At 43.2% G+C, this 15,459-nt stretch carries 11 protein-coding genes; 3 read left to right on the top strand and 8 right to left on the bottom strand.

Features of this window, described 5'->3' with window-relative positions; genetic code table 11:
- Position 1: 1 nt before the first annotated feature.
- Positions 2 to 1,735 carry an efflux RND transporter periplasmic adaptor subunit gene (locus tag J0654_RS15840; RefSeq protein ID WP_207030093.1) on the top strand — a complete coding sequence of 578 codons (1,734 nt, stop codon included), beginning with the start codon at positions 2 to 4 and terminating at the stop codon, positions 1,733 to 1,735.
- A gap of 286 nt (positions 1,736 to 2,021) precedes the next feature.
- On the opposite strand, the gene groL is transcribed toward J0654_RS15840, so the two are convergent.
- The 7 genes from groL to miaB all read right to left on the bottom strand — a co-directional run bounded on the left by groL (position 2,022) and on the right by miaB (position 8,714).
- The gene (gene groL, locus J0654_RS15835; protein ID WP_207030092.1) at positions 2,022 to 3,656 is read right to left on the bottom strand and encodes a chaperonin GroEL; all 1,635 of its coding nucleotides are present in this window, start codon (positions 3,654 to 3,656) and stop codon (positions 2,022 to 2,024) included.
- Between the two features lie 99 nt (positions 3,657 to 3,755).
- Positions 3,756 to 4,034 (bottom strand): co-chaperone GroES, encoded by a 279-nt coding sequence (locus tag J0654_RS15830; RefSeq protein ID WP_207030091.1) that lies wholly within the window; start codon positions 4,032 to 4,034, stop codon positions 3,756 to 3,758.
- Between the two features lie 146 nt (positions 4,035 to 4,180).
- Positions 4,181 to 4,543, bottom strand: a complete 363-nt coding sequence (gene secG / locus J0654_RS15825) for a preprotein translocase subunit SecG (protein ID WP_207030090.1) — start codon at positions 4,541 to 4,543, stop codon at positions 4,181 to 4,183.
- Complete coding sequence (locus J0654_RS15820; protein ID WP_207030089.1) at positions 4,540 to 5,436, bottom strand: hypothetical protein; 897 nt, start codon at positions 5,434 to 5,436, stop codon at positions 4,540 to 4,542. Before J0654_RS15820 ends, secG begins: the two co-directional genes overlap by 4 nt.
- A gap of 3 nt (positions 5,437 to 5,439) precedes the next feature.
- Positions 5,440 to 5,961 carry an LptE family protein gene (locus J0654_RS15815; protein ID WP_207030088.1) on the bottom strand — a complete coding sequence of 174 codons (522 nt, stop codon included), beginning with the start codon at positions 5,959 to 5,961 and terminating at the stop codon, positions 5,440 to 5,442.
- 23 nt (positions 5,962 to 5,984) lie between these two features.
- Positions 5,985 to 7,265, bottom strand: a complete 1,281-nt coding sequence (locus J0654_RS15810; protein ID WP_207030087.1) for a sigma-54 interaction domain-containing protein — start codon at positions 7,263 to 7,265, stop codon at positions 5,985 to 5,987.
- 3 nt (positions 7,266 to 7,268) lie between these two features.
- Positions 7,269 to 8,714 (bottom strand): tRNA (N6-isopentenyl adenosine(37)-C2)-methylthiotransferase MiaB, encoded by a 1,446-nt coding sequence (miaB, locus tag J0654_RS15805; protein ID WP_207030230.1) that lies wholly within the window; start codon positions 8,712 to 8,714, stop codon positions 7,269 to 7,271.
- A gap of 149 nt (positions 8,715 to 8,863) precedes the next feature.
- On the opposite strand from miaB, the gene J0654_RS15800 reads away from it, so the two are divergent.
- On the top strand, positions 8,864 to 9,592 hold the full coding sequence (locus J0654_RS15800; RefSeq protein WP_207030086.1) for a hypothetical protein: 729 nt from the start codon (positions 8,864 to 8,866) through the stop codon (positions 9,590 to 9,592).
- Between the two features lie 60 nt (positions 9,593 to 9,652).
- Here the strand turns inward: J0654_RS15800 and J0654_RS15795 are convergent, their stop codons facing one another.
- A complete protein-coding gene (locus J0654_RS15795) occupies positions 9,653 to 12,790 on the bottom strand; it encodes a WD40/YVTN/BNR-like repeat-containing protein (RefSeq protein WP_207030085.1) in 3,138 nt (1,045 codons plus the stop codon).
- A gap of 188 nt (positions 12,791 to 12,978) precedes the next feature.
- On the opposite strand from J0654_RS15795, the gene topA reads away from it, so the two are divergent.
- Positions 12,979 to 15,459, top strand: a complete 2,481-nt coding sequence (topA, locus tag J0654_RS15790) for a type I DNA topoisomerase (RefSeq protein WP_207030084.1) — start codon at positions 12,979 to 12,981, stop codon at positions 15,457 to 15,459.

Here is a 15,459-nt window from a genome sequence, read left to right as displayed (position 1 = left end):
TATGAAAAAGGAAAACATCATATACATAGGAATTGCCGTAGTGGTCGGATTGTTGGTCGGTTATCTCATATTTGGAGGCCACTCTAATGTTACCAACGAAACAGAACATGATCACAGCGCCGAAACAGCTTCGGGCGAAATGTGGACCTGTTCCATGCATCCGCAGATCATGCAACCAGAGCCGGGCTCTTGCCCAATTTGTGGAATGGACCTGATCCCAGCGGATAGTGCGGAGGAGGGACTCATGGCGAATCAAATTAAAATGTCCGAGAATGCCATGGTATTGGCAGGGGTAGAGACAGTTCAAGTAGGTGCTGCTGCAGATGGTGAAGAAAGCATCAAGGTTTCTGGTAAAGTAACGGTCAATCAGAAATCTGATGCGGTTCAATCAGCCTATTTTGATGGCAGAATCGAAAACATCTTTGTCAATTTTGAAGGTGAAGAGGTCAGAAAAGGTCAAAAGTTGGCCACTATTTACGCACCGTCCTTGGTTTCTGCACAACAAGAATTACTGACGGCAGCCAATTTAAAGGAGTCCCAATCCCAATTGTACAAAGCAGTCCGCAACAAATTAAAGTTGTGGAAGTTGACCGATGCCCAGATCGACCAAATCGAGAGTTCGGGAAAGGTACAGGAAAACTTTCCGGTATACGCGAATGTCGGAGGGGTGGTTTCCGAGATTATGGTGGAGGAAGGTGATTATATAAAAACCGGTTCACCTTTGGTGAAAGTTGCTAATTTAAATACCGTTTGGGCCATTTTTGATGCTTATGAAAACCAATTGAGTTTGTTTAACGAAGGACAGATGCTGAACGTAACGACAACATCGTATCCCAATGAAGTATTTCGAGCACAAGTTTCCTTTGTTGCTCCTACACTGAACAAGGATACAAGAACTTTGGAAGTTCGTGCAGAGCTTGACAATAAAAAAGGTTTGCTTAAACCGGGCATGTTCGTGCAAGCGGAAGTTGAGGTTTCAAATGCTCAAGATGAATCGTTGACCATTCCCGAAAGTGCGGTTTTATGGACTGGAAAACGCTCCTTGGTCTATGTGCAGCCAGATGCCAACAACTCCATTTTTGAAATGCGTGAAGTGCAGCTTGGTAACTTAAGAAATGGAAGTTATGTGGTCAATTCCGGATTAAAATCTGGAGATTTGGTAGTTGCGAAAGGTACTTTTACGGTAGATGCAGCAGCCCAATTGCAAGGAAAGAAATCCATGATGAACCAAGAGGGAGAAGAAATGCAAATGGGTCATGAAGGTCATTCAAGCATGGGCAGTACTATGAAAATGGAGTTCTCTCAAGAAGTACAGGACGAGTTTGCAGATTTGTTGGAAGTATATTTGAACTTGAAGGATGCTTTGGTGACATCAAATCGGGAGCAAACGCAAAAATTGGCACAAAAAGGAGCTGGAATGGCTTCAGAAATAATTGATATGCCAATGGATGACATGGGAAAGACCCATATGTCCAAATTAGCGGAACAACTTACGGATATGGCTTCAAAAGAGGATCTGGATGGCCAACGTGGAGGATTTGTTCTCCTTTCCCAGAATATGATTCAAATAGGGCAACAAATGCAAAGTTTGGATACAAAACTTTATGTGCAACACTGCCCTATGGCAAATAATGATAAAGGGGCCAATTGGCTCAGCCTCGAAGAAAAAATACGAAATCCGTATTATGGAGATGCCATGCTCACCTGTGGAAGTGTGGTGGGTACTATTGATTGATTTTTATTTTAGTTAATATTTAGCCAAATAAAATCTACGGATTCAAATCTGAAATACATTTACTTCAGTTTTTAAATTGTTGACTGATGAAACAAGCAAAGTCAAACGGAAAGTCATCTCCTGCAAAAGCTGTAAAGCCTGTTGCCAAGAAGACTGCCCAAGCTACTGGAAAGAAGAAGTAACTTGGATATCGGTTCTCTGAGCGGAACCATGCAACTGATAAGAAAAAGAAAACGCCCCGATGCAAATCGGGGCGTTCCTATTTAAATCCGAATAAGATTTTTTATTACATCATGCCTGGCATTCCACCGCCACCTCCCATTGGAGGCATAGCTGGGGCATCTTCCTTAATGTCGGTCAATGCACACTCTGTGGTCAAGATCATTCCTGAAACCGAAGCAGCGTTTTCCAAAGCAATACGGGTCACTTTTTTAGGATCGATGATTCCAGTTTTAAGCATGTCCACATATTGATCGGACTTGGCATCGTAACCGAAGTCTTTTTTGCCTTCAAGTACTTTGGCAATCACTACGGAACCTTCGCCACCTGCATTCTCTACGATAGTACGCAAAGGAGCTTCAATGGCTTTGGCCACGATCTGTACACCTGTAGTTTCATCCAATGAGTCGGTTGCCAATTTCTCAAGAACTTTTTTGGCTCTTACCAAGGCAACACCTCCACCTGCAACAATACCTTCTTCAACAGCGGCACGGGTTGCGTGCAAGGCATCGTCCACACGGTCTTTCTTCTCTTTCATTTCCACTTCGGAAGCAGCACCTACGTAGAGTACGGCGACACCACCGGCCAATTTGGCCAAACGTTCCTGAAGTTTTTCTTTATCGTAATCGGATGTTGTGGTCTCGATTTGAGCTTTGATCTGGCTTACTCTAGCCTTAATGTCATCTGCATTTCCGTTACCGTTGACAATGGTAGTATTGTCCTTGTCAATCGTCACGGTCTCAGCAGTACCCAACATATCCAAAGAAGCATTTTCCAAAGAGAATCCTCTTTCTTCAGAGATTACGGTACCACCAGTAAGGATTGCAATATCTTCCAACATGGCTTTTCTTCTATCGCCAAAACCTGGAGCTTTTACAGCGGCAATCTTAAGGCCACCTCTCAATTTGTTTACTACCAATGTGGCAAGGGCTTGTCCTTCCACGTCTTCGGCAATAATCAAAAGAGGTCTTCCTGATTGCGCTACTGGCTCAAGGATAGGAAGGATTTCCTGTAGGTTGGAGATTTTCTTGTCAAAAAGAAGAATGTAAGGGTTCTCCAAATCAGCGATCATTTTATCGGTATCGGTCACGAAGTAAGGAGAGAGGTACCCTCTGTCAAATTGCATACCTTCAACCACATCAACGTAAGTATCCGTACCTTTTGCTTCTTCTACGGTGATAACACCCTCTTTTCCAACTTTATCAAATGCTTTTGCGATAAGATCGCCAATGGTTTGATCGTTGTTTGCGGATATGGAAGCTACCTGCTTGATTTTGTCAGAGTTGTTGCCAACTTCTTTGGTTTGTTTTTCCAAGTCGGCCACCAAAGCTTCTACGGCTTTGTCGATTCCGCGTTTCAAATCCATGGGATTTGCCCCTGCGGCAACGTTTTTAAGACCTTCTTTTACGATGGCTTGGGCCAAAACAGTTGCGGTAGTGGTACCGTCACCTGCTTGGTCGTTGGTTTTGGAAGCAACTTCCTTCACCATTTGTGCACCCATATCTTCAAGGGCGTCTTCCAATTCAATTTCTTTTGCAACAGATACACCATCTTTGGTTACTTGTGGTGCTCCAAAGGACTTGCTGATGATTACGTTTCTACCTTTTGGGCCCAAGGTTACCTTAACGGCCTCGGCCAATTTATCAACGCCTCTTTTCAGACCGTCACGTGCATCTATATCAAACTTAATATCTTTTGCCATTTTGTTTTCTCGTTTTGTCATTCCTGCGGAGGCAGGAATCTTTTGGTTATACTTTTAAGTTTTTGATGGATTCCCGCTTTTGCGGGAATGACATATTGGTTACACTATTGCCAAAATATCGCTTTCGCGCATCATCAAATAGTCGGTACCATCGAATTTAAGTTCGGTACCGGCATATTTTCCATAAAGAACGGTATCACCAACTTTTACGGTGATTTTTTCGTCCTTGGTTCCAGGTCCAACGGCCACAACAGTTCCCTTTTGTGGTTTTTCTTTTGCGTTGTCCGGAATGATGATACCGGAGGCAGTTTTGGTCTCGGCCTGTAGCGGCTCGATCAAAACCCTGTCTGCCAATGGTTTGATATTTACTTTAGCCATATTTTTAATTTTTAGGTGTTTGTTTTAAAAATTCTTGTATCTAATGGACAGAAATTGTGCCAATGGACAAAAACTGACATTCTGGGAAACAAAAATGCCAGCTTGTCATTTCAAGCTGGCATTTTTCTATGCTTTGTCACTTTTTATTATCCAATAGTATCTACTGGACTTGTAGTGTCGGCTGGTGGAAGTTGTTCCGGTACTTCCTCTGGAACCGTTTCAGGTACTTCTGTATCGTCACCTTGAAGTAGTTTGGAATCTGCTTGGCTATAGTTTCCTTTTAGGGAAACATTGGAAAGCAATATCAAAACAATCAAAAGGGTTGCAAGGGTCCAAGTACTCTTGTCCAAAAAGTCCCCCGTCTTCTTTACGCCACCAACAACTTGGTTTCCGCTTCCCCCGAAGGATGAGGATAAACCACCTCCTTTTGGGTTTTGGACCATAATGACCAAGACCAACAAAAGGCACACGATAATTATCAGTACCAAAAAAATTGTAAACGTGCTCATTTCTTATCTTTTTCTTTCTGCAGCTTCTTCACCGCCTGAATTTGGTCTGCAAAGAAACCACTTTTTTCTGGATATTTCAAACTCAATATTTTAAACGCTTGAATGGCTTTTTTATACTTTTTCTGCTCCAAATAGACCTTGGCCAAAGTCTCGGTCATCAACTCGTTTTTGTCGATTTTGGTAGACTCTTTTATATTGACTTTTGGGTTGGTTTCCTTTGGAACTATCTTGGGGTTGTTTTCGATGAACTTGTCCAAAAGTTCGAATTTTTTCTTCCGCTCCAGCTCCTCTAAGGCTTCCGATCCCTGGTTGTTCTCGGGTTCTTCGGTATGGGAGGTCAATTGGAGCCATTCGGTAAAGGAATGCTTTTCCTTTTTTGTGAACGGAATCGGCTTGCCAAGGTTTAGATCGGTTTCCGATTCTTTTATGTCTTCCGTTTCTTTCTCTGTTTCCTTTTCCTGTGTTCGCGATTCGAAAAGTTCCGGGTTGAGAATTTGCTCGGCATCGTTTAAATTCTGAGGCAATGCAGGTTCGTTGGATTCCGAAAGCATACTTGCTGCATTCGGGTTGGGCTGAATTTCTTCGGAAACGGCTTCTTGGTCTTCCAGTTTGGCCCCCCTGCCAGCAATGGTATCCGCAATATTGTTCTGGATGAATTCTTTTGAGGTGATGTAATCAAAAAGAACATCCCTGTCCGCCGTGTGGGCAGCAGTTACCTTTAAAGCACTGTTGTACTTATAGCTGTCCAGATTTTTAAGTCCCTTTAAATGCAGGGCGCGAGCTGCTTGAAAATAGGGGTATTCCTCAATAATGCCTTCCAATTCCCTGGTTTGATTGGGAGACAGGATGGTATTTGAGTTTTGAAGAATGTGTATGAAATCCGAAACGTTCATAATCTACCAATTTCCCAGAGAAGCATTGAAAATGTCCTGGGTGAGTCGTTCAAAAATTTCCTCGTGTGCCGCAGCCTGAATGGACGGCAACGACGCAGCCGCATCAAAATCATAAAAGAAGGAAAACCGTTTTTCAAAATCTGCATCTTCCTTTGTGGTATTGTAAAACCGGACATTCACGCTCATGGTAAGTCGGTTTTGAGCAGTACGTTGATCGGCCGTTGCCGTCATGGGTACTACTTTGTATTCCACTATTTCTCCTTCATAGACCAAATCACCATTACTTCCTGTAAGGGACAAACTGGTAAGGTTATTGATCATATCCTGCAGCGCCAAGGTGAAATCCCTTCCCAATCCTGGAACAATGGTGGATCCTGGGGTTTGGTCCGCATAATTCTGGAAAAAATTGACCTGGAAACTCTCGGCTGTCCCTATATCGGCACCAGAAAAGTTATAGGCCCCACAACTTTGCAGGAACAGTACCAATCCAAGCAATCCAATCTTTATTCCGTGTTTTTTCGCCATTGTTTTCAAACTTTTGATCTTGATCAAAGATCGTACTGCTTTATTTTTCTGTAGAGCGTTCTTTCCGAAATGCCGAGTTCTGCGGCTGCAGCTTTTCGTTTTCCCTTGTTGCGCTCCAGCGATTTTTTGATCAACTCGATTTCCTTTTCTTGTAAAGATAGGGTTTCTTCCTCTTCAATTTCCTCTGCGAAATGATACCTGTCTTCCGGAGGTTGTTGTGATGTTGTAGGCGCTGATGCTTCTACAACAGGTTCCGGGAGATGTAGTAATTCGGCTGGGGTTTCCTCATGCTCTATATCTTCCTCTTGTTGTTGGTTTCCGTAGATTTTACGGATCAAACCTTCATTTTCGCGCTGAACTTTATTGGAGTCGTTGTCCTTTAAAAGTTCCAAGGTCAATTTTTTAAGGTCGTTCAGGTCGCCTTTCATATCAAAAAGGACCTTGTACAAAATTTCCCGTTCGTTGCTGAAGTCGCCTTCTTTCCTGGATTGCTCAATCACAGCAGGTAGATTGGAGCTGTTTGCATCCGGCAAATAACTGCTCAGGGTTGCGGCGGAAATACTTCTGTTTTCTTCCAACACCGAAATTTGTTCCGCTATGTTTCGGAGCTGTCTTATATTCCCTGGCCAACGGTATTTTAATAGTAGATTGACCGCATCCTCCTCCAATCGAATAGTGGGCATCTTATATTTCTGTCCAAAATCCGAAGCAAATTTTCTGAACAACAAGTGAATGTCTTCCCTTCTATCTCGAAGAGGGGGTAAATGAATCTCTACCGTGCTCAACCGGTAGTACAGATCTTCCCTGAACTTTTCCTTTTTGATGGCCTCAAACATGTTGATGTTGGTTGCAGCCACAATTCTTACATCTGTTTTTTGTACCTGTGAAGACCCTACTTTAAGGAACTCCCCATTTTCCAATACACGCAGCAATCGAACTTGAGTGGTCAATGGAAGTTCACCTACTTCGTCCAAGAAAATGGTCCCGCCATCAGCTACTTCAAAATAACCGCTACGGGTTTGGGTGGCTCCTGTAAAGGCTCCTTTTTCGTGTCCGAACAGCTCACTGTCAATGGTTCCTTCGGGAATGGCCCCACAGTTTACCGCAATGTATTTGGCATGCTTTCGGTGGGAGAGCGAGTGTATGATCTTAGGAATGGATTCCTTACCCACACCACTTTCACCTGTTACCAATACCGAAATATCGGTGGGTGCCACTTGTATTGCTTTTTCTATGGCACGGTTGAGCTTCACATCGTTCCCGATGAGCTCGAACCGTTGTTTTATGGATTGAACACTCTCCATATATTAATTGTTCTTTGAATATTCAATGGCTTCTCCAATAAGAGTAGCCGAGGTGCATTCGTTGATTTTTACGTTCACAAAATCGCCCACTTTGTAATTTTCCTTTGGAAAGACTACAACAGTATTCTGTGAATTTCGGCCCATCCAGTGGGCATCTGATTTTTTGGAAGTTCCCTCGATAAGGACTTCTTCGATTTTTCCCAAATGCTGTTGGGTGCGATAATGGCTATGTTCTTGTTGCAGCTCAATGATTTCCGTAAGACGTCTTTTCTTAATGGCTTCAGGAATGTCGTCCTCCATTTTACGTTCGGCCAATGTTCCGGGTCTTTCGGAATAGGCGAACATAAAACCGAAATCATATTTCACGTATTCCATCAAACTTAAGGTATCCTGATGGTCTTCTTCCGTTTCCGTGGGGAATCCTGTTATCATATCCTGACTGATGGCACAATCGGGAATTATTTTTTTGATGTTATCGATTAACTCAAAATATTCCTCGCGCGTATGCAAGCGGTTCATCGCTTTTAAAATCCGGTTGCTCCCGCTTTGCACGGGAAGGTGGATATATTTGCAAATGTTTTGGTATTTGGCCATGGCCTCGATTACATCCAAAGTCATGTCTTGAGGGTTGGATGTGGAAAAACGGATACGCATCTTTGGTTGTGCCTGTGCCACAAGCTCCAATAGTCCGGCAAAGTTCACTGAAGTGGCTTTTTGCATATCTGTGGCCTTGTCAAAATCCTTCTTCAACCCACCGCCATACCAAAGGTAGCTGTCCACATTTTGACCCAAAAGGGTAATTTCCTTGAATCCTTTTTCCCAAAGGTCGTTTACTTCTTCCAAAATGGATTGTGGGTCACGGCTTCGTTCTCTTCCTCTGGTAAAAGGGACTACGCAGAAAGTGCACATGTTGTCGCATCCACGTGTAATGGACACAAAAGCGGAAACTCCGTTGGTGTTCAATCGGACCGGTGCCACATCACCATAGGTCTCATCCTTGGAGAGGATAACATTAACGGCATTTCTACCTTCATCGATTTCTTGGATAAGGTTGGGCAGGTCTTTGTAGGCGTCTGGTCCTACTACCATGTCCACGATTTTTTCCTCTTCCAAGAACTTGCTCTTCAGGCGTTCGGCCATACAGCCCAAAACACCAACTTTCATATCGGGCTTGGTTCTTTTTACCGCATTGAACTTTTCCAAACGTTTGCGAACGGTTTGTTCGGCCTTTTCCCGGATGGAACAGGTATTTACCAAAACCAAATCGGCATCTTCCAAATTTTGGGTGGTATTGAAACCTTCCTTGGCCAAAATGGATGCTACAATTTCGCTATCGGAAAAATTCATTTGGCAGCCATAACTTTCTATGTACAGTTTTCTGCCGTTGTTTTCCTTATTTTCTAGCGACAAGGTACTTCCCTGTTGGCTTTCGTCTATTATTTTTTCCACGCTCTTTTCCTCTATCATAAATGTTTCAATGGGGTGCAAAGATAGTGCTTATTACATTTTAGTGACAATATGGCAGTATTTTTTAATAATATATTGCGATATCCCCTGTTAGTGTTACCTTCAAGCTTAAAACATAACCAATTTGAAAGATGAATTTCACCAATATTTCGGATAGAATCAACCATAGTTCACCAGTAGAGTTCGGAACTGTGTTCAATAATTCCGTGGAGCTTTTTAAAAAAGTATGGTTACAGGGGTTTATTACGCTCGTATTGACTTTTGTAAGCATTTTGCCTTTTTATTTGTTGATCTATTTGCCCATGATAGCCATGGACATAAGCGATCCCAATACGTTTGACCAACAAGAGTTGCCGCCTGCTTTTGCAGGTTTAATGAGCCTGATCGCTCCCATATCTTCTGTGGGTGTTATGACTATTGGAGTTTGTTTGAACGCAGCTTTTTTAAGGATTTGTAGAAAATATGACCTTAATGAATCCGGAAAAGACGATTACTTCTATTTTTTTACTAAGGAATATTTGGTCAAGGCATTGATTCTTTCGTTGATAATGATGGGACTATCATTGTTGGGGATACTGGCTTGTGGTCTTGGAATTATCTATTTGATGGTCCCCATGTCCCTGTTTCCGGCATTTTTTGCCTTTGACAAGGAGCTCTCGGCCTTGGACATTGTTAAAGCGGGTTTTGCTTTGGGCAATAAAAACTGGTTAATGATTTTTTTATTGGTATTGGTTGCAGGGTTGGTGTCACAACTGGGCTTGATCCTATGTTTGATAGGAGTTTTGTTCACGGCCATGTTCAGTAAAATCCCAATATATTTTATTTACAAGGATGCCGTGGGCATTTCCATGGATGTATAATCTTGATAAAACAAAAAGCGCCCTTATTGGAGGGCGCTTTTCAAAAGAATAAATATGTTATTATTGTGTGGAAATCAATTTGATTTGGTTTTGTTCCACCTTTTGGTTGATCAAGGTGGCTTGCTTTTCCACTAAAGTATTAAGATCATTGATTTCTTTGTCCAGTTCTTTGGTAATCTCTACAAAAAACTCCTGGGCTTGTTGGGTAGGTTTTTGGTCACCACGTTGGGAGTCTACCATCAAAAACGCCATTCTGTTATTGATTCGAATACCATAGTTTAAAGGATCTTGTCTACTTTGGTTTTTCGTCATGTGTATGTTGTTCTCGATAACGGAAAGTTCCTCTTCAAAATCCTTGGCCATTTTTTGGATTTCAGGATTGTCCTTTGTTTTCTCTTTTAAATAAGCCAAATCCTTTTTAATGTTCCTAATGTTGATGATGGCATTGTTGGCACGGGAAACTTGGTCGCGCACTTTCATGACAAAGTCAAACTGATCCTGAAAATCTTTTTGGGTTAGGGAAATCCTTGGATCTTTTACAATGGTGAACATTTGCTCCATGGAGTTTCCGTTCACAGTAAGCCTTGCTTTGTAATTTCCAGGTACTGCCTTAGGGCCAATGTTGGGTGATGAGTAAAACACCATTCCTTCGAATTCCTGGTAGCCAGGATACCTCATGTTCCAGATAAATCGGTTTCCTCCTTCGGTTACTTCCAATTTTTGTGTTGAGGTGGGGTCCAATCTATCAGGTTTTGCCTGATTGGAAAAGGTTTGGATCACGCTGCCATCCGTTTCCAAAATTTCCATGGTAACGGTATCGGTTTCCTTTAAAGTTTTCAGGTAATAGTTGATGATGGCCCCATTAGGATGGTTTTCACCTACCAATTTGGTGTTGGGTTCTCGCCAAGATCGGTCTTGGTGCATTCTATAGGCCATATCCGGTTTGTACAGATAAAAATCACTATTGGATACTTCTTCGGATAGTTGATGGAGCGGAGTTAGATCGTCTATCATCCAAAAACTTCTTCCATGGGTGGCTACAATCAAATCATTGTCCCTTACATGAAGGTCACGGATTGCGGTAATGGGTAAGTTCAACTGGAAGGGAGTCCAATGCTCCCCATCATCAAAAGAAATATACATGCCCCATTCTGTTCCCGCATACAATAAACCTTCACGGACCTTATCGGAACGGATAACACGTGTGTAATAATTTCCTTTGATACCATCCGTGATCAATTTCCATGTTTTTCCGTAATCTTCCGTTTTGTACAAATAGGGAGTGTAATCACCGAACTTATAGGAAGTGGCGGCCACATAAACCGTTCCTGGATCAAATGGGCTGGCATCAATTGAGTTGATCATGTTCAGTTTTGGTGACATTGAAGCTGGTGGTGTTACATCTTCCCATGTTGTGCCATTATCGCGGGTTACATGGATCAATCCATCATCGCTACCGGTCCAAATCACTCCTTTTTCCAAGATGGACTCCGTAATCACAAAAACATTTGAATAGAATTCTGCACCTGTGTTGTCCTGCGTAATTGGTCCGCCCGATGATTCTATGGTCTCAGGTATACCTCTTGCCAATTCTGGAGAAATGGTTTTCCAAGATTGTCCTCCATCGGTCGTGGCATGCAAATAGTTAGATCCTGCAAAAAGCACGTCGGAATCGTGCCTACTGAACGTCAATGGATAGTTCCAATTAAAACGGTACTTCATTACCTCTGCTCCAGAACCTGCGGGATTGTCGGGCCAAATGTTGGTTGAAATGGTCTGACCCGTGGTATGGTCCAAACGGTTCATATAACCTTTGTAAGTTCCTCCGTAAACCAATTGGTTGTTTTTAGGGTCCGGCGCCAAGTGCGCGCTTTCTCCACCTGCTGTGGGTTCCCAATCATCTTGAGTGATGGCAGAACCTGAAGAACGGTGAGAAATCCGCAGTGCTGTGTTGTCTTGCTGCGCTCCATAAATTCTATATGGGAAAATGCTATCTGTTGCAACTCGGTAAAACTGGGCAGTAGGTTGGTTATAATAGGTGGTCCAGTTATTTCCTCCGTCGTTGGAGATTTGTGCCCCACCATCATCGGCAATGATCATTCTTTGATTGTTGTTCGGGTCTATCCAAAGATCGTGGTGATCTCCATGAGGTGCATTTTTTAATGTAAAGGTGTTTCCTCCATCTGTGGAAACGCCATAGCTCACGTTCATCACCCAGACCTTATCTATATTTTGGGTGTCGGCATATATTCTGCTATAGTACCAAGCTCTCTGTCTTAGTCCCCGGTTTTCATTGACTTTTTTCCAAGTTTTTCCCGCATCATCAGAACGGAATACGCCACCGTCCTCAGCTTCGATTATGGCAAATACCCTATCGGAATCCAAAGGTGATACGGTAATGCCCACTATTCCCCATGGAAAGCCAGGCAATCCTGAATGTTCCGATATGTCGGTCCAAGTATCACCTCCGTCGGTGCTTTTAAACATTTTACTGTCGGGCCCACCACTATCCATGCGGTAACCGTTTCGTTTCATCTGCCATGTGGCGGCATAAAGAATTCTACTATTGTTGGGGTCCATGACGAGGTCTCCTGCACCTGCCTTATCACTTACATATAAGATCTTTTCCCAATTTTTTCCTCCATCAGTGGAACGGAAAACACCACGGGTCTCATTGGGTTTCCATAGGTTTCCAATGGCAGCAACATAAACAATGTCGGGATTTTTGGGATGGATGCGAATACGCGCTATGTGTTCGGAATCTTTCAATCCGATGAATTCCCAGGTCTCACCGGCATCCATACTTTTCCATAGCCCTTTGCCCGAGGAAACGTTTCCTCTAAGTGTTTGTTCTCCTTCGCCTACATAAATAATGTTTGGGTCGGATTCGGCAACGGCAACGGCTCCTATGGAACCGCCAAAGTAGCCATCGGAAATACATTCCCATGAATTACCGGCATCCGTGGTTTTCCAAACACCACCACCAGCGGTACCCATATAATAGAGGTTAGGGTCGTTGGCAACCCCGGTCACAGTTCCGGCTCGACCACCTCTATGGGGTCCCACCATACGATATTCCATACCGTTGTAAAGGGACTCCTTAAATTGTGGTGAATTGTTTTTGTTCTTTTTGCGTTGAGCGTTCGAGGGATAGAAACATAGCAAGGCAAGGGCTATGATCAAAAAGCGGTTGGTCATTTTAGTTGGGTTATTGAGTTAGACTTCTAAAAATAACAATTATTTTAACCAGTGTCATCAATGATCCCATATTAATATGGGATTTCTGAATTTGAACCAGGATTTTTTTGGATTTTAGGACTAAATCAATGTTGGTAAATGCCGAAGTTTAAATTTTAATATACTTTTGTTGAGACAAAACCCAGTGCATGCCAAAGAATTTAGTTATTGTAGAGTCCCCCGCAAAGGCGAAGACCATTGAACGATTTCTAGGAAAAGAATTTCAAGTAGAGTCCAGTTTCGGACACATTGCCGACCTTCCATCAAAAGAGCTAGGCGTAGATGTGGAGAACGATTTTAAGCCTAAGTATACGGTGGACAAGGAGAAAAAAGCCTTGGTGAAAAAACTCAAGGATTTGGCCAAAAAAGCGGAAACCATATGGCTGGCAAGTGATGAGGACCGTGAAGGAGAAGCTATATCTTGGCACTTGGCAGAAGAGTTGGGGCTGGACAAAAACAAGACCAAACGAATCGTATTCAACTCCATTACAAAATCGGCTATCCAAAAGGCGATTGAAAACCCAAGGGACATCAACTACAACTTGGTCAACGCGCAACAGGCACGTAGGGTGTTGGACCGTTTGGTTGGGTATGAACTATCACCGGTACTTTGGAAAAAAATTAAACCGGGACTTTCCGCAGGTAGGGTGCAATCCGTAGCGGTTCGCTTGATCGTGGAACGTGAACGCGAGATTGAAGGTTTTACTCCGGAGGCATCTTTCCGAATAAAAGCGGAATTTAAAACAGATGGAGGCAATGTTTTTGCGGCCAAGCTGAACAAAACATTTCCTACGAAGGAAGCAGCCGAAAAATTTCTTGAAGAAAATATCGGAGCAGATTTTTCGGTTTCCGATTTGGCCAAAAAACCAGCGAAAAAATCCCCAGCGGCACCATTTACTACATCCACCTTGCAGCAGGAAGCATCAAGAAAACTTTATTTTTCGGTAAGCCGAACCATGCAGGTGGCGCAGCGATTGTACGAGGCAGGGCTTATTACTTACATGAGGACAGATAGCGTTAACCTATCCAACGAAGCAATTGCAGCTGCAAAAGATGCCATTTTGGACAATTATGGCAAGGAATACAGTCAAACCAGAAACTTTACAGGCAAGTCCAAGGGGGCACAAGAAGCTCACGAGGCAATTCGCCCGACCGATATGAAACTACAGTCGCCCCAATTGGAGCGCGACCAAGCCAAGTTGTACGAACTTATTTGGAAACGTACGCTTGCTTCGCAAATGAGCGATGCCCAGTTGGAACGGACCAATGTAAAAATAAAAGCGAGCACCCATAACGAAGAATTCTCTGCAAACGGGGAAGTAGTGAAATTTGATGGTTTTCTAAAAGTATATCTGGAAGGAACCGATGACGAAGATGGCGAAGAGCAGGAAGGAATGCTGCCGGCTATGAATGTTGGCGATCCTTTGCAGAACGTATATATTTCTGCCACGGAAAGATTCACCAGACCACCTTACCGTTATTCGGAAGCTTCTTTGGTAAAGAAATTGGAAGAGTTGGGAATTGGTAGGCCATCTACATATGCACCAACGATATCCACTATTCAAAATAGGGGGTATGTGGAAAAAGGTACCGTTGAGGGAACCGAACGCAAATATGCGCAATTGGTACTGGAAAACGCAAAAGTATCCGATAGCCAACTAACAGAGACCGTAGGTTCCGAGAAAGGGAAGATCGTCCCAACGGATATCGGGATGATCGTAAACGATTTTTTGGTGACACACTTCACGCAAATTCTCGATTACAATTTTACCGCCCAAGTCGAAGAGGATTTTGATGAAATCGCTTCAGGTGATGAAGATTGGCAGGAAATGATGAAAAATTTCTACAAGGATTTCCATCCCAATGTGCTGGAGGTCGAGGAAAATGCAGAACGTGCCAGCGGAGAACGTGTATTGGGTACGGACCCCAAATCCGGCAGACAGGTTTCCGTAAGGTTGGGCCGTTTTGGACCGATGGTTCAAATAGGTACTGTGGACGATGAGGAAAAGCCCGAGTTCGCCAGTTTGTTGCCCGATCAATCCATTGGAACCATTACGTTCGAGGAAGCGATGACACTTTTTGAGCTTCCACGAAAATTGGGGGTTTACGAAGGTGAGGAAGTAGAGGCCAATGTAGGTCGTTATGGACCTTACGTAAGGTTCGGGAAAAAGTTTATTTCACTTGCCAAGGGCGAAAGCGCTTTTGATGTGGATATGGACCGCGCCATTGAACTGATCAAAGAAAAGCAAAAGGCCGATGCGCCGATCGCCTCCTATGAAGGAAAGGACGTTACCAAAGGTAAAGGTAGGTTTGGACCTTTTATTAAATGGGATGGCATGTTCATCAATGTGAACAAGAAATATGATTTTGATAATCTTTCCGATGGGGATATCGCTGAATTGATCGAGGCCAAAAAGAAAAAGGAAGCTGAAAAGCTCGTTCAAGAATGGCCTGAAGAAAAAATCAGGATCGAGAAAGCCCGTTGGGGAAGACATAATATTATAAAAGGTAGGGTCAAGGTAGAACTCTCCAAGGATGTGGATGCCACAAAAGTGACCTTGGAGGAAGCACAGACCCTATTGGAAAAGAAAGCACCAAAGAAAAAAGCCAAGACAAAAGCTAAGAAATAG

This window comes from Flagellimonas profundi (assembly GCF_017313275.1).
Classification (GTDB): Bacteria; Bacteroidota; Bacteroidia; order Flavobacteriales; family Flavobacteriaceae; genus Flagellimonas; species Flagellimonas profundi.
This window is presented reverse-complemented; position numbering and strand designations above follow the sequence as displayed.